The following is a 23,785-nucleotide window of genomic DNA, read 5'->3' as shown; positions in this document are numbered from 1 at the left end:
TCGACCGGGAAGCGGCGCTCTCGGCTCCAACTGCTGGTTTTGTACTGGTCGCCGGCGCGGCTCAAAAAACGCGGCAACCAGGGGTTGACGCCATCGTCAATTCGATCGACGAACTTGTGATCGGCACCGATAGTGACTGACTGTGTTGATCAACCCCACCGCAACGTGACGCTTACCCGGCCAAAGCATACTTCGAACCTGGCATGATGGGCTGATGAAGATCACTGCCAGGGTTGACTATGCCGTCCGGGCACTCCTTGAGGTCTCAGCAAGCGAGCCCGGTCGAGTTAGCCGCGATGAACTCGCCGCCGCCCAGGACATACCCCCACGATATCTCGAGGCAGTTCTTCTTGAGTTGCGCCGGGCAGGACTGCTGGTCGGGCATCGCGGCTCAGCAGGCGGGTATTCACTAGGGCGGCCCGCCACAGAGATCACGGTGGCCGATGTCGCCCGAGCGGTCGACGGACCGCTTGCTCTGGTCCAGGGGAAGCGGCCCGAACACGTGAGTTATACCGGGTCGAGCACCAATCTCCATGAGCTGTGGATCGGGCTTCGAGCAGCCGTTCGGTCCGTAATGGAAGCGGTCACGATCGCCGATCTGGGGTCCGGTGAACTCCCGGCATCAGTACGGCTACTCGTCGACAACCCCGACTCGTGGTTGCCGCGCTGACTGATTCGCCCTGTCGCTTTCGTGCCGGAGTGGCTCAGCTCGAAGGTGCGCAGCCAGACGGGGACGAATACCGGCAACTACAACAAAGAGAAGAACGATGCCTGACGACATCGAACCGGACACTGGCGAATCAACCAGCCGGCCGAATTCGCGGACCTGGGTGAGCATCAGCAACCCCCCAACGGCGAGACCCAGCAGGCGAGCAGGAATGACCTTGATGACATAGGCGCCAAGCGGCGCAGCCAAGACGCCCCCGGCGATCATCGCCACGGAGACGCCCAACTCGAGGCCCCGACCGCCCAGCGAACCGATCAAGGCACCAGCCGAAACAACCGCAACCGCAACTTCAGCAGTGTTCGCAGATCCAACGGCGACTCGTGGGGCCAGGCCACGATGGAGTAACCATGGTGTCACGACCGGCCCCCAAGCGCCGACCAGACCGTTGGTAATCCCCCCGACACCGCCCGCGATTCCAACCTGCCGATCGGCGATCGACGAGGGAGCTGGCAACCCGGGACCATCGACCTGCGCTTCGCCGATCGAGCGACTAAACCGCAGCGTGATCCGGATACCCATCGCCAGCAACATCACAGCCAGGATCGGCCGGAGCGAATCGCCATCGACAATCATCAGGATGATGACTCCAAGGAACGCTCCAGCCATTCCCGGGATTGCCAGCCGCAAAACGAGGCGGCGGTCGATGTTTCCGAATCTCCAGTGTGACACTGCCGATGCGAACCCGGTGGCTACCTTGGCCAGATTGACGGTTGCCGAAGCGTTCACCGGACTGAACCCGCTTGCCAGGAGAAGGGTTGAGGAGGTGGGACCGAATCCCATGCCGAGGGCCCCGTCAACAAGCGATGCCAAGAACCCCACCAAAGCAACCAACGCCAGATCCCTCATATACCGCGAATCCTACCGAATTAGCGGTATATCGTCAACCCCGTCGTCCTAACTTCTTGAATGTCCAGTGGAACCGCCCTCCGGCGGCCCGCAATCGCCCGCGACGAGCGACCACCCCCGATCCCGCCGGAGTTTTAGCTCCCGGTTGAGCGGTCAAGGGGCTTCTTTACACCACCGCTCTTCTTGGCCTTCTTATCAAGGCGTTTTTCCTTCAGGCCTTTCGCGGCGGCCTTCTTGGGACTGCTCTTGCCTTTGTCTTTGTTAGCCATCAGTTCCTCCTGGTTGGCACTTGTGACGATAGCCCGCTTGCCGATGCCAAAGCGCGGGGGCCGATCGTGCCATCACCGGCCACGGTTAGAGTCTTCTCAAGCTATCAAGGGTACCGCGTGGATATCAGCATCTGGATCGACCCCATATGACCGTGGTGTTGGGTGACGGCCCGGTGGGTCGTCGAGCGAGTACAGCCCGAACGCGACCTCAACGTCACGTGGGAGCCGATCAGTCTATTTTTCAAAAACGACCCGGATCCCGATAGTGAGTCCTACGAGCGATACTGGCGCACCCACCGCCTGTTGAGGGTCATTGAATCGGTTCGAACGACGGAAGGCAACGATGGCGTCTTCAAGCTGTATTGGGAACTGGGCCGGAGAATCCACCACGACAAGTCCTTGATGGAGTTGTCCGTTCACGATGCGCTTGAGTCAACAGGCCTCGACGTGTCTCACGCATCGGCATACGACGACGATTCGTGGGACGGCCAGATCCGTAGCCGGATGGACGTCGGCCTGGAACTGGCGGGCACCGACATTGGCACGCCGATCATTGCGTTCGACGATGCGGCCGGCGACCGGGTAGGTATTTTCGGACCGGTGATCACCCGCGTCCCGGAAGGTGACCTGTCCTTGCAACTGTGGGACGGACTTGTATCGGTGATGACGGTTCCGGGTTTTTGGGAACTCAAACGAACGCGAACCGAGCGCCCGGACTTCGGCCCCCGCCCTTAGTACGGATCACATCTCGAGCCTTAGAGTGCTAGCTTCCCGGAGTCCCCAAAGTAGGCTCCAGAAACCCCATGGCTCGGTTCTCCAAGCTCGTAGTTGACACCGAGCCACTGCGCGTCTCGAAGGAGTTCCGCTGGCTGTATTCGGGGCTGGCGGTGGCCGGATTCGGACGACAGCTGACGGTGGTGGCCGTGCCGTTCCAGGTTTACGAGCTGACAGGGTCGACTCTCCTGGTAGGTCTCCTGGGCCTCGCTCAACTCGGACCTCTCCTGCTGGTCTCGGCCATCGGTGGCTCACTGGTCGACGCGGTCGATCGCCGGGCACTCCTCATTGTCGCTCAACTGGCCACCGGGGCAACCGCCGTCGGGTTGGCATTCAACGCAGCACTCGACGCCCCGATGGTTTGGCTGATCTTCGTGCTGAGTGCCCTGAACGCCGGCATCTCGGCGATCGACCACCCGACCCGAGCCACGCTCGTTTCCGCCATTGTCGGACGCCGCCTCCTCCCGTCGGCGACCGCACTCACTCAGACACTTGAGAACGTGAGCAAGATGGTCGGTCCGGCGCTCGGGGGCATCATCATTGTGTCTTCGAGTTTCACAGCCACCTTCGTGATCGAAGCCATCGCCTTCACCCTCGGAGCGGCGTTCATGCTTGGCGTTTCTCATCGACCGGCTGAAGGCGAGATTGCCAGCTTCGGCCTCCAGTCCATCAAGGAGGGATGGAAGTTTCTCCGGCATCGTCGCCTCCTCCAAGCAAATTTTGCGATCGACCTCAACGCCATGGTCTTCGGAATGCCAACCGCCCTCTTCCCCGCCATCGGAACGGCGATCCTGGGAGGTGATGCGTCGACGGTCGGCCTCCTATACGCGGCACCGGGTGCCGGGGCGCTGGCCGCCGCCGTCACTTCGGGATGGGTCGGGTCGATCCGCCGTCAGGGTCGGGCCGTCATTATCTCAGTAATCATATGGGGGGCCGGTATCGCCGCATTCGGACTCAGCCGGAACGTCTGGGTTGCTTTGGGTTTCCTGGCGATCGCCGGAGGGGCCGACGTCATCTCCGCCGTATTCCGGAACACGATCCTCCAGTTGGCCGTCCCCGACAATCTTCGGGGACGACTCAGCTCGATACACGTTGGCGTAGCAAGCGGCGGTCCCCGCCTCGGAGACTTCGAAGCCGGTACGGTTGCCTCGCTTGTATCCGTGCCGTTCTCGGTGGTGAGCGGTGGCATCGCCTGCATTCTCGGCGCGCTGGTTATCAGAAAGACCATGCCCGAGCTGGATGCCTACGTCCACGGCGAGTAACTTCCCATTCCTATCCGTCGTACACGCCAGTCGAGGTGACACCGCCCTTCCCGCTTCAAGGGCTGGTTGAGCCTCCACCTGTGATCCCCTACCTCATCTGTTCCAGGTAGATCCGGATCGCCGCCGCGTCGAGCGATCCCAGTCCCGCTTCAGAGGCAGCGGTGAACAAGTTGAGGGCTAGTTCGAGCGCCGGAGTATTCGCTCCGACTGCTGAGGCGTGCTCAGAGATGAGTCCGGCATCCTTTTTGATGATGTCAAGACGTCCGGCCGGCGGCTCATATTCCGAAGCTGCCATCATCGCACCACGAATCTCCCACATCCTCGACGAGCCGACCCCCTCGGCGATGACCTGTTGCACCAACATCGGATCGAGACCCGATGCAGCCCCCAGGTTGTGAGCTTCGGCGGCGGCGAGCGTGTGCACCGTCACGAGCAGGTTGGCGATGTATTTCATTACCGAGCCATTACCGAATGCCCCGAGATACCGGTGGGTTCCCAGGGGAACGAATACGTCAGCCTGGCCGGCAAACACATCTGCGTCCCCTGAACCAAACACGACGAGGGTGGCATCTGTGGCCTGTTGACCCGTGCCGGACACCGGGCAATCAAGCATCGAAACGCCAACGGCGGCCAGACGGTCATGCGCCGTCTGTTTTGCCGCCAAAGACAGGGTTCCCATCTCGATCACGACAAGACCCGTCGTCCCGCTCTCCACGATGCCGTCCACGGTTTCCGCCAGGGCTTGAGCGCTCGGAAGCCACGTGATGAGTGTGTCGACCGCACCGACCAGGTCTGCCACTGACCCATGCACCGTCCCCCCGCCTTCCCGATGTTGTCTGCACTTGTCCTGATCGACATCGAAGCCGTGTACTTCGTGTCCCGCAGCGATGAGGTGGCCGGCAGTCGCCCCTCCCATCACTCCCAATCCGACAATGCCAATACGTCTCGCTGTCATGTTGAGGGTCGTCCTTCGTCGTCATCTGGCAGAGCTATCGCACAACGATGCCACAAATAGCACGACGGTGCGGCCAGGTCGCGTGGCAAGTCTGTCACTCCAGGGCCTGCCCTGATATGCGACACTGCCAAGGTGCCCCGCCGTAATCGTGTCGACCCATTCGGAGACCTCCATGCCGTGTCCGGGCGGGGAATGTTCACGGGAAACCGCGGGTGCCTGGTCGATTCGAACGAACAAATCGTCCGTCACCACTCCGGCAACCTCTGGATCGCCTGCAAGCTGATCTACCGGGATTGGCGATCCCCGCTCGCCGCGCCCCATCACTGGACCCCGCTCTTCTTTCTCGACGATGCGGTGGCACTGGCGGCAGGCCACCGGCCGTGTGGCCTCTGCAGACGGGCGGACTACAACTCCTATAGGAGCGCGGTCATGATTGCGAAGGCTTCACTGACACCACCGGCGGCGGGCGATCTGAATAGACAACTCGCCTCCGAACGGCTTCAACGAGGCAGGGGGATAGAGCGAGCGGCTGACCGCCGGCTTTGGATTGAGGACATCGACGAACTTCCGGTCGGGTCCGTCATCGTCTTGGACACGGCCGCCCACCTCGTACTGGCCGATCGCCTCGTCGAGTTTGCGTTCACCGGTTGGACAAAGCCGAGATCTCGACCGGTGAGGCAAGCGGTTACGCTGCTGACCCCACCCACCTCCGTCGGGGCGCTGCGCCACGGCTTCGTCCCGGCGATTGACCCGAGTGCCTTCGGATAGCCGTTGTCGGATTTGCGTCGTTGCCAGGGCGTACCAATCGGGGCGAACCGTAGAGTGAGCCGCACCCGATCCGGAGATGCCGTTGGATATCATCGACAGACACTTTGCCGCCGAGAACGCCCATGACGTTCAGGCAACCCTGGACACCTATACCGACGACATCGTCTGGGACGACGTCACGCACCCCGATGCACCGTTTTATGGAAAGGCGGCGGTGGCCGCCATCTACTCGTCCATCATTGACGCCATTCCTGACATCGTGCTGACTTCCGTGAAGCGTTTCAGCGGAGAAGATGACCGCTTCGTCGTAGACGAGTCCATCCTGTCGGGCCACGTCCACGGCGAGTGGGCGGGTATGAACGGAGGAGGGGCGCCGGTGTCGGTACGCATCCTCCACGTCTTCGAACTCCGGGACGGATTGATCTGCTTCGAGAACGCCTGGTTCGATGCCGCCAACGTCCAACGACAGATCATCAGCTGGAAAGAGACACAAAACTGACGGACAACCTGGCGTACCAACCCCGGGGGATTAGTCGGACTCGATGCCCAGTTCCGAAAAGATCCGACGCTTCTCCTCGAGAAGCACGTTGTCGCTGATGAGACCGACGGCATGCTTCTCGCTCAGCTTGCGGAACTCATCCATGAGCGCTGCTTCGTCAGGCCCATCGCCCTTCGAATCTGCGTCCTGCTGAAGAAGTTCCCGCCGGCGGTTTTTGGCTTCCTGCTTGACCTGGCGAGCCTGTTCACGGGCTCGTTTGGCCATCCCCTCTTGACCTCGTTGCGCCATATCAGGTCTTCGACTGTCGCCGGGCGACAATGCCCGGTCTCGATGCGGTTAATCCCATACGTCTGTGTCCTGTTCGTTTGATGTCCCGAGCGCCGCCACCGGGTGACCGAAAGCAACAGAACTCTATGCCAACCTAGCCACTTTGCGCACGACGCATAGAACTGCCGCGCCGCTGCCCTCAGGGTTCGGCCGTGATGCGGAGCCTGACAATCGGGGAACAGACAGGATTCGCATTGAATTTGCGCCAGGGGTTCAGTTCATGCTGACGGCTAGGCCTGGAGGACAGCCTGCACGTCGAAGTCGACCTGAAGCTTCTTGGACACGAGTACTCCGCCGGTTTCGAGTGGAACATTCCACGTCAAACCCCAGTCTTCCCGGTCGATACTCCCGGTTGCCGTGAACGCAGCCTTCGTATTGCCAAAGGGATCGGCGGCAATACCCTCGAATGACATCGTGAATGTCACTGGTTTGGTCACGCCGCGAATGGTCAGATCGCCGGTGAGATCCCAATCGTCGCCGCGGGGTGCGACCCGGGTACCGACAAATGTGACAGTCGGGAAGTTCTCTGCATCCAAGAAATCCGGCGAAAGGATATGACCGTCGCGGTCCGCAGATCCGGTGGTGACCGACGCAGCTTGCGCGGTGACACTTACCGTCGACTGGGCCGGATCTTCGGCCACGACGATGGTGCCGGAAAGGTCGGCGAACGTGCCCCGAACCTTGGTCACCATGAGGTGACGGGCCGTGATCTGCAGATCACTGTGACTGGCGTCGATTTCCCATGTTCCGGCGGTGGGAACGTTTTTACTGTCGATGGTACGAGCTGACATTTCTTCGGTCTCCTTGGAAAGATACTTGAATGTTCAACATCTAACCACAGATTACATGAAGTGTCAACTATTGATAGTTCAAATTACACTGGAGGATGCGTACCCAACCTCTCTGACGTCGCACCAATACACAAGTCTTGGACAAATGTGATCCCGGCCCGCTTTGCGATCCGACGCGCCTCGGTGGACGAGATCCCGGCCTGAAGCCACAACGCTTTTGCTCCGACTGCGACAGCTTGCTCAGCGATACCTGCAGCCTCGTCTGATGGTCGAAAGACGTCCACGATATCGATTGAAACGGGGACGTCTGCCAGCGTCCGGTAGGCGGGCTGGCCAAGGATCTCCGCGGCCGACGGATGAACAGGGACAACCGTATAGCCTGCTCGTATCAACAGAGCCGGTATGTGGTTGGCGGTCTTGTCCGGATCGGTCGACGCTCCCACTACGGCAATCGTGGTGGCACCTTCAAGCAACGCCCGCAGCTTCGAATCCTTCATCGACCCTACTTTCCCATCGGTTTCATACTGAGCTAGAACCATACGCTCTTTGGAAGACCTGCGTACCGAGGGGAGGAACGAGGCGTTCGCTCCGAAAAGTCCGCTACCGACCTTCACCTAGATCACCCGGTCTGATGGACAACGCCCATGTCTGGGACCGCACCCGGTCGGTACCTCGGCACTCGCTACGTTGTCAGCTCCGCTCCTCGAGGTATCCCCATTCATACGAACGCTCGTATTGCCTGCCCGCACGCCCATTACTTGAACTGTCAAGTGCTGGTGGTTATCGTCTAGAACATGACGGAACCACGCTGGCTCTCCCCGGAAGAACTCACTGCCTGGCGCAATCTCGCTTTCGTCACGCTGGTCCTGCCCGGCCGTCTCGAAGAAGCCCTGCAATGCAACGGGCTGAACTTCTTCGAGTACTCAACGCTGGCTGCCCTCTCAGACGCTCCAGAGCGAACCATCCAGATGAGCTCGCTGGCGCTGCTCAGTAACGGTTCATTGTCCCGGTTATCGCACGCAGCCACGCGGCTCGAACAGCGAGGCTGGATCCGTCGGCAGACCTCGCCCGCCGACCGACGCGTAACACTCGCCACGCTGACCGACGAGGGCTATGCCAAGCTCGTCGAAGTCGCCCCCGCCCATGTGGAATCAGTCAGGCAAGCCATCTTTGACGCTCTAACGCCTACACAAGTAGAACAACTCGGCGAGATTTGCGGCGTCCTCATGGAGAACATCAACCCCGGCGAGCCACCCCCCTGGGCGACGGCCGGATAACCGCGTCTCGTTGGCCAACCTACTCGGCGACGGCGCGGCTCAATTCGATATTCTTGAGCGCTCGCTCTCGATCACGACGACCCAGCCCACAGGCGGATCCAACGTCGATGGTCGCTCCGATGAGCCCTTCGATCCGATCCCGGATAAATCGCAGTTGATCAACTGTGAGGTCCTCATGCACAAACCCACCGGCAAAACGTACGCCCTCGGGAAGCCGTAAACGCGCAAGAGGCTCGTAAAACACCGGATCGAGTGTCGGAGCAATGCTCCCCCTGGCAAACGGCGCATGAACGAAGTCGAGGCGTTGTCCCTTAGGCCAAGCCGCGAAGATGGCGTTGGCCAACAGCACGAGAGCAGACGAGTCCGAAGGGTCTGCCATGGATTCGTTGTTCATATCCCCATAACAAAGATGGATCCCGAACCGAGTTCCGCCAGGCGATCGGCGAACCACCTTGACAATTTCGGAGGCAAGACGCTTGGCCACAATCGGTTGGGCGGCAGCCGGAACCTTTGTGAGCAGGATGACGGGAATCGGGATCTCGATCTGAAAGACGACGTCGTCACCGCCGATCGCCTGAATCTTGGTGATCTCCCTGACGGTGGCGTCGCGAAACGGGGCGAGATTGCGGAGTCCTTTGGCCGCCTTGAAACCAAACGCAACGAGAGCCAGATCGAGCTGGCTGGGGATACCGACCTGAAAGATATGGTCGCTTCCGGCCGCGCTGCGGAAGTCCAAAAAGGCCGGCCATGACTCATTGAAATACGACGTGTAGTCGAGTTCGATGTTGGTCAACTTGTGACCGGACTTTACGTCGAAGGACGGGGTGCTCTCATAGTCGCTCCAATCTCCATCACGAACCAATTGGAGATCCGGGTGATTACGAAGCCCGTCGACGATTCGTTTGATCCAGTCCTGGCGATCTCCGGTCTCGCCGTCGGGTATCCAGACGGGTAGGTGGTCACCCGCACCTGCCGCGAACATCTCATAGGCAGCTTGAGCGTCGGGGGCCGGAACCGTTCCTACAAAATGAACGGCCCGATGGCGCGGATCGCTGGAATCACTCATACTTCGTGTCCTCTTCCTTCGTCTTGGTAGCCGCGCTCCGAGGTGCCCGAGGGCAGCTTATCGATCAGGCACTGGCACCGCTAGGACGGTTGCCGCGGATTCACAGGGCCTGTCCCTCCACCGCTCTTGATGAGAGCGCTTAGGCGATCAGTATCGCCCGGGTTGCCGCGAAGTTCAACCACGATTCCTCACCGAGGATCCACGGCCGAGCGTTCGAATCGATCGATCACCTGCTGGCGGTGGCTTATCGACTCAGGAAACGACCTCGCCGCTACTCGCAAGCCATTCTGAATCCCGAGAACTCCTTCACAAGTGCCCGTTCGACTGCTTTTCTCACCACCGGGCCGAGCACCACCACCATCCAGCCCGAAGCGGTCACTGAAAGAGTGAGTTCGGTGAGACCCTCTGGAGACGGTTTGATGATGTGATCGGCGGTCATCGCCATACCGAGTGGTTGGCCGCTCCCTTCATCGCGTTCGAACCGTCCCCCCGAAAAGCACCGACGCAGTCCCCACCGGACGGCCGGCCCGACGGCCCAAACCAATTCCATCTTGGATTTTCTACTCACGACACGTCTGGCGCGAACAGACCTAACCATGAGTCCCAGAACAATCACCGAGAACGCGACATCAACTGTTCTACCGGGGTGCCTCGTCAGAAACGGAACCCAGAGGAGTCACGACGAAGCGACACCTACAACCGCTCCGGGGACTATTCGTGGCCGATCAAGAGTTCGGCAGCCAGAAACACGACAACGGCCACCAGTGGCAGGACCGCCACATAAACCAGTACGGCCCGATCGTGTCTGCGAACCAATGCCACTAGTGCGGCTACCCCGCCGGCGAACCCGGCGGCTAAACCCCAGCCAGGCACCTCCTGGCAGGATGCTCCATGCCAACGTGCCCAGGATATAACCGACACTCAGACCAACCGCCCACCGCCCAAGAACGGTATTCGGAGCGACTGTTACCCGGTTCTTTCCAACCGGTGGTTTCAACTCGACAACCATGGTTACTCCTTTCTGATCATCCCAAACCCACGGTGACAATGGGGCCACCGTCTAATCGAAATGTACGGCGGGCTTCATCGCGTCGTCAGAGTCCAACGGACGTAAATGCTCCGATGACAGGACTGGCGGACAGGCAATATCCAGGCGAGTACGCCATTCAGGGGATCGCCCTGAATGGACCAGGACAATCGGCGCAAAATCGTCGTTCACCACCTTGGTGGTCGTATGCGATCAAGGAGAGGCGAGACTGGCCGCTGTTCACCTGCGGAACTCACTACATTCATCCAAAGATGCTCACTCACGCCGCGACTGCTTCGCCACCTTCAGGCAGGTTGACCATTCTGAAGGTCGCCGATGGCTTCCATCGACCCTGACGTTCGGCTGGTTCTGACCTCCCAAGCCGTTCGTGCTTTCGGCTACGGGTTTGGGTCCGTGTTGCTGGCCTCCACGCTGGCCGATCGTGGCTTTTCGGGCTTCGAGGTCGGCGTCATATTGGGAGCTCTGGTGACCGGTACGGTGATCGCCCAACTGACCGTCGGGCACTGGGGAGACAGCTATGGCCGTCGCCGGAGCTACCAGGTTCTGTATCTGGCTCTCGGAATCTGCGGCCTGGTCTTTTCAAGTACGGCGCCCATAGGATTGCTGATACTGGTGGCGCTGACGGGTGCCCTATCGGCCGATGTCATCGAGTCCGGCCCGTTCACGACCCTGGAACTCTCGATGATCTCGGGACGGATCGACACCAACGCTCTCGCATCGGGATTTGGCTGGTATAACGCCATCGCGGCTGCCGCCGGATCGTTGGGGGCCCTGGCGGCCGCGCTTCCCCAACTGGCCCGGATGATCTGGAGCGGAGCTCCCACCGACCGGACCTGGTTCCTGTTACTCACGCCAATCGCCGCCACCGGAATCATCATCGCCCGCCGGTTGAGTCCCTCGGTCGAACTGGCAGACGGGCGACGCAGGGCCGCACCGTTGGGCCCGTCACGGCCGGCCGTTACCCGCCTCGCCGGTCTGTTTGCCGTCGATGCTTTCGGGGGAAGTTTCGTGGTCCAAACCTTCATCGCTTTCTGGCTCATCGACCATTTCGGGGCTAGCACCGCCACCATCGGCGGCGTCTTCGCCGCCATCGGGGTGATCCAAACGCTTTCTTTCATTGCCGCACCATTACTCGCCCGCCGCTGGGGCCTGCTCAACACCATGGTCTTCACCCATTTACCCTCGAACCTGCTGCTTGCCTCCGTCGCCTTCGCTCCCAATCTTCCGGTGGCGGTCGGCCTCCTTCTCGCCAGGTCGGCCCTGTCGCAGATGGACATTCCCCCGCGCCAGGCCTACGTGATGACCCTGGTCCAACCGGAGGAACGAACCGCGGCGACCGCCTACACCAACACCGCCCGCTACCTGGTCAAGCCATTCGGACCTGTGATCGCCGGAGCTACTCTCACACTCACTGCCGGGATACCCTTCCTGATCGCCGGCGTGCTCAAAAGCGTCTACGACATCGCCCTGTGGGGTTGGTTCCGAACGGTTCCGCTCCCTGACGGAAAGGAACCCACCCCATGACCTGGGTCACCCGATCCCGGCCCAAAACCGACCGGATTGCCTGCCCATGGCTCATCCGCCGGTTCATCGACCCGGAAGCGAACATCGTATACGCCGCCGCCGACCGGGTGCTCGCCGTCGCAGCCGAAATGAACGGTCGATCCTTCGACGCCCCCGGAGCAGAGTTCACCCACCGGGACGGCAAATGCACCTTCGAAGTCCTGATTGAAGAGTTCGACCTTGGCCGGGACCCGGCGTTGGTACGACTCGCCGCCATCGTTCATGCCGCCGACATCAAAGCCGACCTTGACACCGACCCGCTCGGTCCCGGACTTCTCGCCATCGGAGTTGGTGGACTCGACATCGAGGACAACGACTACCAACTCCTTGAGAAGGGCTCATTCGTCTACGACGCCCTGTATGCGTGGTGTCTCATCGAAACCAGGTCCGGGCCGAACTAGCTGTGCGACGCGACGAACCACGCCAGATCCACTTGACACTCTCCCTCAGCGACGGCAATTGCACCAGGCGAACGGAGCTGAACCTGCGGTTAGCCGGGGCATCGGCAGATATCAGTAGGTAGGTTCAACTCGCAACAACGACGAGCACCAGGGAAAGGAATCTGAACGTGCGTAAGCGGTATCGCCGCCTCTACCAGCACCCGTTGATCCAACGGATCTCGTGGCATCTCAAACGGATCGGGAAGAACCTCGACCCGCACTTCTTCATCGCGCTGTTCAGCGGGCTCATCGTCATCGTTGCCCTGGCAGCGCTGGCTGTGATGCTCATCGAAAAGGAGCGCAGCTTCACTGGTTTCGGCGAGACCTTCTACTGGGCGATCACCACCGTGATGGGCCAGGGGGACGCCTCGCAGGTCACCACGTGGGGCGGGTGGATTGTCAGCTGGCTGCTTGTACTGTTCGGGGTCGGGATCGTCGCCACCATCACAGGGGCCCTGCTGGGTTTTGTTATCGATTTCCTTTTGAAGGAGGGACAGGGCATGGGTGCATCGGGATACACAGACCACATAGTCATCTGCGGGTGGAATGGCACAGCTCGTTCGCTCGTGCAGGAGTTGCGCTCTGATGACTACAACCACAAAGTGGTGGTACTCCACGAAGCGGATCGCGACCCGTCAGATGGCGACGTCTACTTCGTCCGAGGCGACACCACCAAAACCGACGACCTCAAACGGGCCGGCATCGAACACGCCGCGGCTGCCATTATCTGTCCGAAAGATGCCTCCGACGAGGCGGACATGAGATCCATCCTGGTGGTTCTGGCGATCGAGTCGATCGCTCCGCACGTGCGCACCCTCGCCGAGGTGAACAATCCCAACCATGCCGAACACTTCAAGCGAGCCGACGTCGATGAGCTGCTCATCACTTCGAAACTCACCGCCCATCTCCTGGCTCGAACCTCGCTTTATCCGGGTCTCACCGACCTTGTCACCGACCTTGTATCAGGTGGAGAAGGATCCGAACTGTATCGCATCGCGTTGCCCGAAACCTACATCGGCATGACGATCGATGAACTCTCGGCCCGGATGCGTTCCGATCACGCCGCCACCCTGCTCGCCGTAAGTCGCGGCGGAACGACCCACCTCAATCCACCGACCGGGTTCGTACTAGAGACAGGAGATAACGCGGTCGTCGTCGCGGAGTCGCTGGGCACCCTGGCGCCACTCGAGCATCTCCCGGCATTCGAAAGTCCCGGGTAAACCAACGCTGGATTGGTATGCCCGCCTAATAAAGACCGACCAGCCGACCAGAGAATGCAATCACGGCAGCAATCATGACCGGGCGGATGATCTTTTCGCCGCCTCGCACCGTGGCATTGGCGCCGAGTGCCCCACCAATCGTTAGCCCTACCGCCAGGATAAGAGCAGGCTGCCAATCTACGTTCCCATTTGCAATGAATGTCGGGAGCGCCACGAGGGTTACCGCCAGATTGACAAGAACCTTCACGGAGTTGGCCACGACCAGCCCGAGGCCGGTATGCGACAGCGCCACGATCAGCAAGAGTCCTATCCCCGCCTGAAAAGCACCGCCGTACATGCCAATAAAGAGAAAGACCAGGACTCTGACCCAGGTCGGCCACGACTTGCCATCTGCCTTGGGCTTGGGCTTACGAAGCGACAAGATCAACACGGGAACCATCAAGAAACCGAAGACCCGCTCGAACGTAGCGTCGGCGAGCAGACCCACCAAAGAGGACCCGGCGAACGAGCCAACCATCACCGGGATAAGAATCGGGGTCGTCTGCTTGAGGCTGACAACACCCAAGCGCCGGAACTCGGCTGCCGCCGCGGCTGTCGACGTGAGGATTCCCACCCGGTTCGACCCGTTGGCCAGGTTGCCAGGCACGCCGGCGAATACCAGCAGGGGGACGGTTAGGAGCGAACCTCCGCCGGCGATCGAATTGATGGCCCCGGCCAACAACCCACCACCGGCCAGCAGCAGGATCTTCCACCATTCCATATCAGGTCACACTTTCCGACGATGCCAGGGACGCTCTCATTGGACCGCAGACTAGGGCTTCTTACATCCGTCGCCAGTATTCCGCCCGAGCCCCTGCAACCTCTGAATCCACCCCGGCTAGGACCCATCAGCCGACGGACACTCACCCTGTCGTGTCACCCATGGGGCCCGGTTACGAGGGAATCGATGCGCCCGCGTCGGTTGGAACTGCCTTGGCCGGCGCGGTCTTACGACCGAAGCTGATTCCGACCGGGATCGCGTACGCGAGGTAGCCGAGTACCTGAAGAAGTGAGGGATCGGGGTCCCAGCCAAACATGGTCTTGAGGAACGCGCCGGCGGTACTGGTAGCCGGGTCGAGGATGTCGGTCTCCCAAAGGTGTTCAACCAGGGTCGGTATGGCCCCAAATTCCTGAAATTCGTGAATACCTTTGGCCACAAGGCCAGCTGCAAACAGAATGATCAGGTAACCGGTCCATCTGAAGAAGGTCCGAAGATTGATGCGATGGCTGCCCTTGTACACGAGATAGCCAATCCCCACGGCTGCAACCACACCGAGCAGGCCGCCGAGTATCTGGCCGCGTGCAGATACCTCGCCAACGGTGGTCGACAACAAGAACAACACGGATTCAAAGCCTTCCCTGGCGACCGCCACAAAAGCTACGGCAGCCAGAGCCGCCCCACCGGCTTCAAGAGCCGAGTCCGCTTGGGCCTCCAACCCTGACCGGAGACCACGAGCTTGTTTCCCCATCCAGAAGATCATCCAGGTTAGGAGTCCGGCAGCCAGGACCGCCACGATACCTTCAATAAGCGCTTCAGCCGACCCTTGCAGGGATCCGATGGTCTTCCAGATCACGACGCCGGCGACGAGAGAAACGACGACCGCTGCTCCAGTACCCCACCAGACGGTGGCGGAGTTTTCACGCCGGTTGGTGCGGTCGAGGAAGGCCAACAAGATCGCCACGATGAGCGCTGCTTCCACTCCCTCGCGCAACATAACCAGAAACGCCGCCACCTGCTGTCCTCCATCATCAATACATGTCGTTAGGCATGCCTTACAGTATTTCTACTATCCAGGTAGTGCAAATACAAACCGGGTCCGAATCCGATCGAAACCGAGAACGTATACTAAGAAACGTGGAGACCTCCGACTACCGAATGCCCTATCGAGAATACGCCGCGGCCATTTTCGAGCTGGGCGAAGAAGGGATCCCGGTCATTCAGGCCCGCATCGCCGATTGGCTTGGAGTGTCGCGGCCATCGGTATCTGAAATGGTCAAGCGGATGACAGACGACGGACTCATCACTCTCGAACCAAGCCTGGAACTCACCGGCGAAGGGCGGCATCTCGCCGAAGTAGTCGTGCGCCGTCATCGACTCGCCGAGCGATTCCTCTCCGAGGTACTCGGATTGCCGTGGGTGAAGGTACATGCCGAGGCAGAGGTGTGGGAGCACGTTATCTCGGACGACGTCGAGGCCGGCATGTGGGAAGCCCTCAATAACCCGAAGACGTGTCCCCACGGGAATCCGATCCCGGGCGCCGGCTACAAGCCGCCGCCGATCGAGCCACTATCGGCGCTTGACGTTGGAGACTCGAAGCCACTCGAACGTATTTCGGAAGAACTTGAGCTCGACGCAGAAATCATGGGTTTTCTCGACGAGTCCGGCCTCCGACCTGGAGCGTTGTTGAGCGTCATCTCTTCGGAACCGGATGGGACCTCAACAGTCACCGTCAATGGTGAAGGGCGAGTCGAGATCGATCTTTTCATGGGTGAACGTCTGTTCGTCTCAAGCATCTAATGCTCCGAGCCGTATAGGCGCCAGTTGAGTAGTCTCGTTCCATGCCAATCTTCATGGACATTCACGAAAATCTGGGAGAGGTCACAGAAGAAGACATCAAGAACGCCCACCAGCATGACCTCGCAATACAGGATGAGTACGGTGTCCAGTTCCTAACATTCTGGTTCAATAGCCCGGATGGTCAGGCGTTCTGCCTCGTCGATGCTCCAAGCAAAGAGGCGGCCATCGCCGTCCACAAGAACTCCCACGGTTTGGTACCCCACAATATGGTTGAGGTCGATCGACCGACCGTCAGTCACTTTATGGGCGACTGGGAGAAGAGTGTTCCCAACATCGCCCGACTCGATGATTCACAACTCGACACCGGGTTACGGGCGATCATGTTCACCGACCTTGTCGGATCGACCCAGATCAGCAGTCGCCAAGGCGACGCAAAGGCCATGGAAGTACTGGCTCGCCACGATCAGATCGTCCGGGAGGCTCTCGGATCATGTAGCGGTCGGGAGGTCAAGCACACCGGTGACGGCATCTTCGCATCATTTACGTATGTCAGCACCGCCGTCGAATGTGCGTTGCAGATCCAAAAAGCCTTCGGGGAACCGCTTCAGACAGATTCAGACGATCCCCGGCTTCGTATCGGCATCAGTGCCGGGGAACCGGTCAGCCAACACGAGGACCTGTTCGGAGCGGTGGTGAATCTCGCCTCGCGCATCTGCGGACATGCTGGTCCCGGACAGATTCTCGTATCCAGTGCCATTCGCGAGTTATCGGTCGGAAAGCCGATCGTATTTCGAGACCGGGGACCCATCGCCCTGAAGGGCTTCGATGATCCAATCAGGCTCTTTGAGGTCCCCGTGGAGTAGAACTGTCTCGTGCTGCCTGGTCATTCGCCCGTTTGATCACCGCTCAGCCCGGTACACCAGACCGTCCCCGCCCATTGATGTAATGGTAAGTGTCTCTCCATCGATCGCCACCCGAAACTCATCGCCGACCACAGTGACCACCAGCGAATCCTGATTCGAGAGTTCGTCGGAGCAGTCGCCGTCTGCGGATAACTCCGGCACGATCACCACGCCGCCACTCTCAAGCCAGCGGCCCGTCAGCGTCCGACAGCCGGTCGATCCCGCCAATGCGCCATCGGCACTCAAAAGCAGCGTCGCCCGGTCCCCGGCAACGCTCGAGGCTGTTTCGCCTTTGATCAGCGTCTCCATCACCCAGATGGTGTCCACCAGGTCTGCGATCCGAACCGGAGCCACCGCCTTGAATACGAGGTCACCCTCCGGAGACGACAACACCAGCCCACCTTCGGCAAACTCAAAGTGGGTCACCATTTGCAGAACCGTCAGGAACGTAGTCTCGGCAGCCATCACGGCGGGTTCACAGCCCATCTCGGTCTGACCCAGCCCATCGAACGATATCGAAGCACCGTTCACCGCAACCGTTCCGAAGTAGGCATTACACGCCGCCCTTCCTGTCACCTCGGTGTCGTCGATTGACATCGTGATGGGGTAGCCGTCGACCATTGACAGACCTGCGGACAGCTCCCAGCTACCGGCCGGCCGTGGCCACGAGGAGGTATCGGGCGCTACCGCGCTCTCCCCGCAAGCCCCGGTAGCCAGAGATAACACGACGCAGATAACGAAACCTTTCACCACCATGTGACGATTCTATGCACCGGTAGGTTCCGCGCCGGAAGATTGACCTGGTCGCTCGACCTAGTGTCGTTCAAGGTGATCGAGTACCCCACTCCGGGTAGCGGTCAACCTAAAGTGAGACCACCTCAGCTACTCGGAACAGGCGGAGCTATGAGGAAGATCATTCTCATGATGTCGATCTCGGTTGATGGTTTCTTTGAAGGCCCAAACCGGGAACTCGACTGGCAACTCGTCGACGATGAGCTACACAGCCACTTCAATAAGCAACTCTCGACGATGGGGGCGTTCCTGAGCGGGCGGGTCACCCATGAGCTCATGGCTGGATTCTGGCCAACGGCTGATCAGGACCCGGCGAGCACCGGCCCGATGGCCGAGTTTGCGGGTATCTGGCGGGAGATGCCCAAGTTGGTCTACTCCCGAACCCTGGCGACCGTAGATTGGAATGCTACGTTGGTCAGAGAGGTGGTCCCCGACGAAGTTCGTTCGCTCAAGTCGACTCCGGGCGGAGATCTGGCGCTCGGCGGAGCCGACCTCGCTGCCTCCTTCATGGCTCACGATTTGATCGACGAATACTGGCTCTACGTCCACCCGGTAGTCATCGGCCAAGGCAGGCCACTCTTCCCGAACGTCGACCGCAAGATGCCGTTGCATCTCGCCGAGACCTCGACCTTCAACAACGGCGTCGTCCTACACAAATACGAACGCCGCGAAAGACCCCTGCAAAGCTAGGTATCGATCACTGCGCCACGGCTCTATCCGCCCGACTCAAGAGCCGAAGCGACTATTGCCTTGGCGGCCGCCTGAACCTCACGAAGGTGTTCTTCACCCCGGAAGCTCTCCGCGTAGATCTTGTAAAGGTCTTCCGTGCCCGATGGCCGGGCCGCAAACCAGGCATGGTCGGTTGCGACTTTGAGGCCGCCGATGGCCGCCCCGTTTCCAGGAGCCTTTGTGAGGATTGATGTGATCTCTTCACCGGCCAGGTCACTGGCTTTCACCTGCTCGGGAGACAGTTTGGCCAAAATCGCCTTCTCGTCTCTTGAGGCGGGAGCGTCAACCCGGGCATAGGCCGGTGATCCATGTTGGTCGGTGAGACGCCGGTAATGCTCGCTCGGGGATTTGCCCGTCACGGCCAGAATCTCCGAGGCGAGTAACGCCAGCAGGATCCCATCCTTGTCAGTGGTCCAGGTCGATCCGTCGCGGCGCAGGAACGATGCCCCTGCCGATTCTTCACCACCGAAACCTATCGAGCCGTCCAACAATCCGGGCACGAACCATTTGAATCCGACCGGCACCTCGACGAGATCACGACCGAGGGCGTTTGCCACCCGATCAATCATCGACGATGAGACCAGCGTCTTGCCGATCGCCGTACCGCTTCCCCACCCCTTGCGAGACTCGAACAGGTACTCGATGGCCACGGCCAGAAAGTGGTTCGGGTTCATGAGGCCGGCGTCTGGCGTCACGATGCCGTGACGATCGGCGTCAACGTCATTGCCAGTAGAAATCTGATAGCGGTCCCGGGCAGCGATCAAAGAAGCCATGGCATCGGGTGACGAACAGTCCATGCGAATGGCCCCATCCCAATCCAGCGTCATGAAACGCCAGGTTGGGTCAACGACCGGGTTCACGACTTCCAAGTCGAGGTTGTATCGATCGGCAATCCTCCCCCAATAGTCGACACTGGCCCCACCGAGGGGATCAGCCCCGATTCGCACGCCGGCCTCACGGACCGCATCGAGGTCGAGAACCGAGCCAAGGTCATCAACGTAGGTACCGCAGAAGTCGTACGGTCGGGTGGTGTCGGCAGTACGGGCGCGAGCAAATGACACACGCTTCACCTCCCTGTTGCGATCGGCAAGAAGGGCGTTGGCGCGATTGGCGATCCACCCGGTGGCATCAGAGTCGGCCGGCCCGCCGTGGGGTGGGTTGTATTTGAAGCCTCCATCGGACGGAGGGTTGTGCGACGGCGTCACGACGATCCCGTCTGCCCGTGAACTGTCCGTGCCGTTCTTTCCCTGATTGTGTCGAAGGATGGCATGAGACAGGGCCGGGGTTGGCGTGTAGCGGTCGGCGGCATCGACCAACACCTCGACGTCGTTGGCGGCCAGCACCTCAAGGGCGGTCACCCAGGCGGGCTCGGAAAGGCCGTGTGTATCGCGACCCAGAAACAGGGGTCCCGCGATGGATCGACCGGCCCGGTACTCGCAGATCGCCTGAGTGGTCGCCACGATGTGGGACTCGTTGAACGACCCGTTCAGGCTGGATCCCCGATGTCCAGACGTCCCGAACGCCACCCGTTGATCCGGGTCCTCAAGGTCAGGAACCGTCGTGTAGTACGCAGTGATTAGATGAGGAATGTCGGTGAGATCCTCCACCAGGGCGGGAGTGCCGGCTCGTTCATGTTTCATGATGCGAGCCTACCGACACTTGCCATGCAGCGCCGAAGCTGCCCTGCATCGGACACCCCCTCTAGCCTTCTGCGCTCGTGAGATTCTCAGGCAAGAACGGAACTTGACCCCTAGGCTGACCGGCCTGATGACCGAGATACCCGTCAATGAACCCATGATTCGGCTGGAGCACGTCTCCAAGACGTTCCCAGGGAGCGGAACTCACGCGGTGGGCGACCTTTCTCTTGAGGTCTCTGAGGGAGAGATCCTGGTGCTCGTTGGCCCATCAGGCTGCGGGAAAACGACCACCCTCAAGATGATCAACCGGATCATCGAACCGAGTTCGGGCATCATCTGGGTGGCGGGGATCAACGCCATCGAGACCCAACCATATGAGCTGAGACGCCAGATCGGGTACGTCATCCAGCAAACCGGCCTGTTCCCCCATCGCACCATCGCCCAAAATATCGGGACCGTGCCGAAATTACTCGGATGGGACCGGCACCGAATCACCGGACGGGTAGAAGAGCTGATCGACCTGGTCGGGCTGGATGCCAACATGGCCGATCGATATCCCGGAGAGCTCTCGGGGGGCCAACAGCAACGAGTCGGGGTGGCCAGAGCGCTGGCCGCCGACCCCCCGGTGCTTCTGATGGACGAGCCGTTCGGGGCCGTCGATCCCATCGTCCGCATGCGCTTGCAAGCCGAGTTACTCGATTTGCAGGCCCGGGTTCGCAAGACCATCGTGTTCGTCACTCACGACATCGACGAGGCCATCCAACTTGGCGACCGGGTGGCCATCCTCAACGTCGGAGGTGTACTCGAACAGATCGGATCCCCCGAAGACATCCTTCGAGAGCCTGCCAACGACTTCGTTGCCGAGTTCCTCGGCACCGACCGAGGCCTGAAGCGCCTATCCCTCATCAAGATCCATACGGTCGACCTCGATCCCGGACCGGTCGTAGTTCCGGGAACATCCCCTCAAGAAGCCCGGACCGTGGCCGCCCGCTATGACGTCGACTGGGTGGGAGTCGGAACGCCCGGGACGTTGGCCGGCTGGTTATACCTCACGGAAGTCGAACACCTCGGCCAGGTGCCCGAACGTGACCTCCGACCCTTTATCAGCCGGCTCACCACGTCGGCCACCCTCAAAGAGGCGCTCGATGCCATCGTCAGCACCCGGGCGAAGGTAGCGGCCGTGTTCGACGGCGACCATTACCTTGGCATGCTTACGGCCGGACGCATCAGCGCAGAAATCACACAATGATCCTGGCCCAACTAGAAGGCCAGCCCATGGTGCGGTGGGACTGGGTGGTCGATCACCTTGACGATATCTGGGCAGCCACCAAGGAGCATCTGGTGCTTACCGGGATCGCCCTTGGCGTGGGTCTGATCCTCTCGGTGGCCTTGTCACTCCTGGCACTTCGGTATCGAAGGACTTACACGCCGATCACCTGGATAACCGGCATTTTGTACACCATCCCGAGTCTGGCCCTCTTCTCGCTTCTCGTACCGATCACCGGTCTGTCGGTGCTGACTGCTGAAATTGGCCTCGTTGGTTACACCCTGCTGATCCTCATCCGCAACATCGTCGCAGGGATCGATGGTGTCGACCCGGCCATCAAAGAAGCCGCCATTGGTATGGGGTACACCCGACGGCGCATGCTGCTCCAGATCGAGGCTCCCCTTGCCCTACCGGTGATCATCGCCGGCATCAGAATCGCCTCGGTCACCACGATCGGTCTCGTTACGGTGGCCGCCCTCATCGGCAAGGGAGGCCTCGGCTTCTTCATCCTGCAGGGATTACGCCGCTTCTTCACCACCGAGATCGTGGTCGGAGCCGTGATGTCGATCGCCCTGGCGGTAGCGATCGATATCCTGCTGGTACTCGCCCAACATGCCCTCACCCCCTGGGTTCGAGCCAAGGCCACCGTTTGATGGAGTTTCTTGGCGACGTCCTCAACTTCTTTGCAGACGGATCCAACTGGGTCGGGAGCACCGGAATCCTCAATCGCACCCTCGAACATGTCGGCTTATCCGCCTTTTCCATGGTTATCGCCAGCCTCATCGCCATCCCGCCTGCCCTATACCTCGGCCACACCGGTCGGGGCGGTTTCTTCGCAGTCTCGATCGTCAACATCGGCCGAGCAGTGCCCTCCTTCGCCATCGTGGCCCTGGCGCTCCCGGTCAGCATCAAGCTGGGCCTTGGCCTCGGGTTCTGGCCGACTTTCCTTGCCCTGGTGGCTCTAGCCCTTCCTCCCATGTTCACCAACACCTACACCGGGGTGCGCGAGGTCGATCAAGGGACGGTAGAAGCAGCTTTGGGAATGGGCATGACCGGGTGGGAGGTCTTGAGCGGCATCGAAATGCCGCTGGCATCGCCGGTTATCCTGGCGGCGGTGAGGGTGGCAGCCGTACAAGTAGTCGCTACCGCCACACTGGGGGCTTTGGTGGCGTGGGGAGGCCTGGGCCGCTACATCATTGACGGCTTCTCTCAGGGGGACACCGTCGAGGTCTTTGTCGGTGGTGTGCTTGTCGCTCTTCTGGCCGTCGCTACCCAGTTGGTGTTCGGGTGGCTCGAACGACGGGCCGTTCCGAGCGGGTTACGAGGGACCAACGGTGCGGGTCGCGGCAGGGTCGAGCCGGTCCGCCAGGTCGCCTGAGGAATCTCACCGGTGTATAACAGACTGAAATCGTCGGCAAACCGAACACATTCCCCCGGATACGGGGCCGACCATCCGTTCCGAGTGTCGGATAAAGCGCCCGCTCGCTTAGTCTGACGTGCTCTTACCAAGGAAGGGAGAAACCCATGCGGGAAAAACACCGCAATCGCGTCGTTGGGGCGATGCTCGTGGCGCTGGCCTTAGTGCTCAGTGCCTGTGCGTCGGGTGATGACGCTGTCGACACGACTACCACGGTGGCAGTTGTCGATGAACCGGGCACCACGATCGAGATCGCCTCGTTCGCATTCGGCGAGAGTGAGATTCTCGGGGAAATCTACGCCCAGGCTTTAGAGGCCGGTGGCTACCCGGTCAACCACCAGGTGCAAGTCGGTCCCCGCGAGGTGCTGAAGCCGGCCCTGGAAAACGGCGAGGTGCATTTCGTGCCCGAATATGTTGGCAGTGGCCTCGAGGCAGGTTTCGGAATTGAACCGTCCGCGGACGCGGCCGCTACCCGCGAGCTCCTGATCGCGGCTTACCAACCAGCCGGCGTGGCCGTGCTCGATCTAGCGCCAGCCGAAGACAAGAACACGTTTGTTGTCACGAAAGCCCTGGCCGACGAACTCGGCCTGTCCAAGGTCTCAGATCTTTCGAAGGTCGAGAACTTTGTGCTGGGCGGACCGCCCGAATGCCC

The 23,785-nt window shown here is 60.5% G+C and carries 28 protein-coding genes and 1 riboswitch; of the genes, 16 read left to right on the top strand and 12 right to left on the bottom strand.

Going from position 1 to position 23,785, the window contains the following annotated elements; genetic code table 11:
• The first annotated feature begins 214 nt into the window (after positions 1-214).
• Positions 215-670, top strand: a complete 456-nt coding sequence (locus JJE47_01325) for an Rrf2 family transcriptional regulator (protein ID MBK5266052.1) — start codon at positions 215-217, stop codon at positions 668-670.
• Here the strand turns inward: JJE47_01325 and JJE47_01320 are convergent.
• Positions 632-1,573 carry a sulfite exporter TauE/SafE family protein gene (locus JJE47_01320; GenBank protein MBK5266051.1) on the bottom strand — a complete coding sequence of 314 codons (942 nt, stop codon included), beginning with the start codon at positions 1,571-1,573 and terminating at the stop codon, positions 632-634. The two genes, JJE47_01325 and JJE47_01320, sit on opposite strands and share 39 nt — an antisense overlap.
• Before the next feature lie 431 nt (positions 1,574-2,004).
• On the opposite strand from JJE47_01320, the gene JJE47_01315 reads away from it, so the two are divergent.
• Together JJE47_01315 and JJE47_01310 are read left to right on the top strand one after the other, a co-directional pair.
• The gene (locus tag JJE47_01315) at positions 2,005-2,577 is read left to right on the top strand and encodes a disulfide bond formation protein DsbA (GenBank protein ID MBK5266050.1); all 573 of its coding nucleotides are present in this window, start codon (positions 2,005-2,007) and stop codon (positions 2,575-2,577) included.
• Between the two features lie 68 nt (positions 2,578-2,645).
• Positions 2,646-3,878 carry an MFS transporter gene (locus tag JJE47_01310; GenBank protein ID MBK5266049.1) on the top strand — a complete coding sequence of 411 codons (1,233 nt, stop codon included), beginning with the start codon at positions 2,646-2,648 and terminating at the stop codon, positions 3,876-3,878.
• Between the two features lie 88 nt (positions 3,879-3,966).
• Here the strand turns inward: JJE47_01310 and JJE47_01305 are convergent, their stop codons facing one another.
• Positions 3,967-4,833, bottom strand: coding sequence for an NAD(P)-dependent oxidoreductase (locus JJE47_01305; GenBank protein ID MBK5266048.1), 867 nt, complete (start codon positions 4,831-4,833; stop codon positions 3,967-3,969).
• A gap of 132 nt (positions 4,834-4,965) precedes the next feature.
• Here JJE47_01305 and JJE47_01300 point away from each other — a divergent pair, with 132 nt between their 5' ends.
• Both JJE47_01300 and JJE47_01295 read left to right on the top strand, forming a co-directional pair.
• On the top strand, positions 4,966-5,601 hold the full coding sequence (locus JJE47_01300; GenBank protein MBK5266047.1) for a hypothetical protein: 636 nt from the start codon (positions 4,966-4,968) through the stop codon (positions 5,599-5,601).
• A gap of 82 nt (positions 5,602-5,683) precedes the next feature.
• Positions 5,684-6,100, top strand: coding sequence for a nuclear transport factor 2 family protein (locus JJE47_01295; GenBank protein ID MBK5266046.1), 417 nt, complete (start codon positions 5,684-5,686; stop codon positions 6,098-6,100).
• 30 nt (positions 6,101-6,130) lie between these two features.
• On the opposite strand, the gene JJE47_01290 is transcribed toward JJE47_01295, so the two are convergent.
• The 3 genes from JJE47_01290 to JJE47_01280 all read right to left on the bottom strand — a co-directional run bounded on the left by JJE47_01290 (position 6,131) and on the right by JJE47_01280 (position 7,715).
• Positions 6,131-6,364 carry a hypothetical protein gene (locus JJE47_01290; GenBank protein MBK5266045.1) on the bottom strand — a complete coding sequence of 78 codons (234 nt, stop codon included), beginning with the start codon at positions 6,362-6,364 and terminating at the stop codon, positions 6,131-6,133.
• A 293-nt stretch (positions 6,365-6,657) separates the two neighbouring features.
• The gene (locus JJE47_01285; GenBank protein ID MBK5266044.1) at positions 6,658-7,218 is read right to left on the bottom strand and encodes a YceI family protein; all 561 of its coding nucleotides are present in this window, start codon (positions 7,216-7,218) and stop codon (positions 6,658-6,660) included.
• A gap of 83 nt (positions 7,219-7,301) precedes the next feature.
• A complete protein-coding gene (locus JJE47_01280; GenBank protein MBK5266043.1) occupies positions 7,302-7,715 on the bottom strand; it encodes a CoA-binding protein in 414 nt (137 codons plus the stop codon).
• Positions 7,716-8,012: 297 nt separating this feature from the next.
• Here JJE47_01280 and JJE47_01275 point away from each other — a divergent pair, with 297 nt between their 5' ends.
• A complete protein-coding gene (locus JJE47_01275; protein ID MBK5266042.1) occupies positions 8,013-8,495 on the top strand; it encodes a MarR family transcriptional regulator in 483 nt (160 codons plus the stop codon).
• A 19-nt stretch (positions 8,496-8,514) separates the two neighbouring features.
• Here JJE47_01275 and JJE47_01270 read toward each other — a convergent pair whose 3' ends face one another.
• The 3 genes from JJE47_01270 to JJE47_01260 all read right to left on the bottom strand — a co-directional run bounded on the left by JJE47_01270 (position 8,515) and on the right by JJE47_01260 (position 10,434).
• Positions 8,515-9,561: a hypothetical protein gene (locus JJE47_01270; protein ID MBK5266041.1), complete on the bottom strand. Its 1,047-nt coding sequence runs from the start codon at positions 9,559-9,561 to the stop codon at positions 8,515-8,517.
• A gap of 54 nt (positions 9,562-9,615) precedes the next feature.
• A riboswitch (SAM riboswitch) is annotated at positions 9,616-9,697 on the bottom strand.
• Between the two features lie 135 nt (positions 9,698-9,832).
• Positions 9,833-10,111, bottom strand: a complete 279-nt coding sequence (locus JJE47_01265) for a hypothetical protein (GenBank protein ID MBK5266040.1) — start codon at positions 10,109-10,111, stop codon at positions 9,833-9,835.
• Between the two features lie 161 nt (positions 10,112-10,272).
• Positions 10,273-10,434, bottom strand: a complete 162-nt coding sequence (locus JJE47_01260) for a hypothetical protein (protein MBK5266039.1) — start codon at positions 10,432-10,434, stop codon at positions 10,273-10,275.
• A gap of 490 nt (positions 10,435-10,924) precedes the next feature.
• Between JJE47_01260 and JJE47_01255 the strand changes: the two genes are divergently transcribed.
• The 3 genes from JJE47_01255 (at position 10,925) to JJE47_01245 (ending at position 13,832) form a co-directional block, all read left to right on the top strand.
• Positions 10,925-12,133, top strand: a complete 1,209-nt coding sequence (locus JJE47_01255) for an MFS transporter (GenBank protein MBK5266038.1) — start codon at positions 10,925-10,927, stop codon at positions 12,131-12,133.
• Positions 12,130-12,573, top strand: coding sequence for a chromate resistance protein (locus JJE47_01250; protein MBK5266037.1), 444 nt, complete (start codon positions 12,130-12,132; stop codon positions 12,571-12,573). Before JJE47_01255 ends, JJE47_01250 begins: the two co-directional genes overlap by 4 nt.
• 167 nt (positions 12,574-12,740) lie before the next feature.
• Entirely contained in the window at positions 12,741-13,832 is a 1,092-nt protein-coding gene (locus tag JJE47_01245; GenBank protein ID MBK5266036.1) for a potassium channel protein, read from the top strand.
• 25 nt (positions 13,833-13,857) lie between these two features.
• On the opposite strand, the gene JJE47_01240 is transcribed toward JJE47_01245, so the two are convergent.
• Positions 13,858-14,592 carry a sulfite exporter TauE/SafE family protein gene (locus tag JJE47_01240; protein ID MBK5266035.1) on the bottom strand — a complete coding sequence of 245 codons (735 nt, stop codon included), beginning with the start codon at positions 14,590-14,592 and terminating at the stop codon, positions 13,858-13,860.
• A gap of 172 nt (positions 14,593-14,764) precedes the next feature.
• Positions 14,765-15,604, bottom strand: a complete 840-nt coding sequence (locus JJE47_01235) for an FTR1 family protein (protein MBK5266034.1) — start codon at positions 15,602-15,604, stop codon at positions 14,765-14,767.
• Positions 15,605-15,747: 143 nt separating this feature from the next.
• Between JJE47_01235 and JJE47_01230 the strand changes: the two genes are divergently transcribed.
• Positions 15,748-16,389: a metal-dependent transcriptional regulator gene (locus tag JJE47_01230; GenBank protein ID MBK5266033.1), complete on the top strand. Its 642-nt coding sequence runs from the start codon at positions 15,748-15,750 to the stop codon at positions 16,387-16,389.
• Between the two features lie 41 nt (positions 16,390-16,430).
• Complete coding sequence (locus JJE47_01225) at positions 16,431-17,252, top strand: DUF4242 domain-containing protein (GenBank protein ID MBK5266032.1); 822 nt, start codon at positions 16,431-16,433, stop codon at positions 17,250-17,252.
• Between the two features lie 36 nt (positions 17,253-17,288).
• Here the strand turns inward: JJE47_01225 and JJE47_01220 are convergent, their stop codons facing one another.
• Positions 17,289-18,047, bottom strand: a complete 759-nt coding sequence (locus JJE47_01220; protein ID MBK5266031.1) for an META domain-containing protein — start codon at positions 18,045-18,047, stop codon at positions 17,289-17,291.
• 147 nt (positions 18,048-18,194) lie between these two features.
• On the opposite strand from JJE47_01220, the gene JJE47_01215 reads away from it, so the two are divergent.
• Positions 18,195-18,773: a dihydrofolate reductase gene (locus JJE47_01215; GenBank protein ID MBK5266030.1), complete on the top strand. Its 579-nt coding sequence runs from the start codon at positions 18,195-18,197 to the stop codon at positions 18,771-18,773.
• A 23-nt stretch (positions 18,774-18,796) separates the two neighbouring features.
• Here the strand turns inward: JJE47_01215 and JJE47_01210 are convergent, their stop codons facing one another.
• Positions 18,797-20,452 carry an alpha-D-glucose phosphate-specific phosphoglucomutase gene (locus tag JJE47_01210; protein MBK5266029.1) on the bottom strand — a complete coding sequence of 552 codons (1,656 nt, stop codon included), beginning with the start codon at positions 20,450-20,452 and terminating at the stop codon, positions 18,797-18,799.
• A 154-nt stretch (positions 20,453-20,606) separates the two neighbouring features.
• Between JJE47_01210 and JJE47_01205 the strand changes: the two genes are divergently transcribed.
• The 4 genes from JJE47_01205 to JJE47_01190 form a co-directional block, all read left to right on the top strand.
• Complete coding sequence (locus JJE47_01205) at positions 20,607-21,698, top strand: betaine/proline/choline family ABC transporter ATP-binding protein (GenBank protein MBK5266028.1); 1,092 nt, start codon at positions 20,607-20,609, stop codon at positions 21,696-21,698.
• Entirely contained in the window at positions 21,695-22,369 is a 675-nt protein-coding gene (locus JJE47_01200) for an ABC transporter permease (GenBank protein ID MBK5266027.1), read from the top strand. Before JJE47_01205 ends, JJE47_01200 begins: the two co-directional genes overlap by 4 nt.
• Positions 22,369-23,094, top strand: a complete 726-nt coding sequence (locus JJE47_01195) for an ABC transporter permease (GenBank protein ID MBK5266026.1) — start codon at positions 22,369-22,371, stop codon at positions 23,092-23,094. The genes JJE47_01200 and JJE47_01195 overlap by 1 nt, the downstream gene beginning before the upstream one ends.
• Before the next feature lie 146 nt (positions 23,095-23,240).
• The coding region (locus tag JJE47_01190) for a glycine/betaine ABC transporter substrate-binding protein (protein ID MBK5266025.1) at positions 23,241-23,785 on the top strand (545 nt) is incomplete at its 3' end.

It is taken from the genome of Acidimicrobiia bacterium (genome assembly GCA_016650365.1).
In the GTDB taxonomy this organism is placed as follows: Bacteria; Actinomycetota; Acidimicrobiia; order Spongiisociales; family JAENVV01; genus JAENVV01.
The sequence above is the reverse complement of the archived record's forward strand: the minus strand, read 5'-3'. Positions and strand labels throughout refer to the sequence as shown.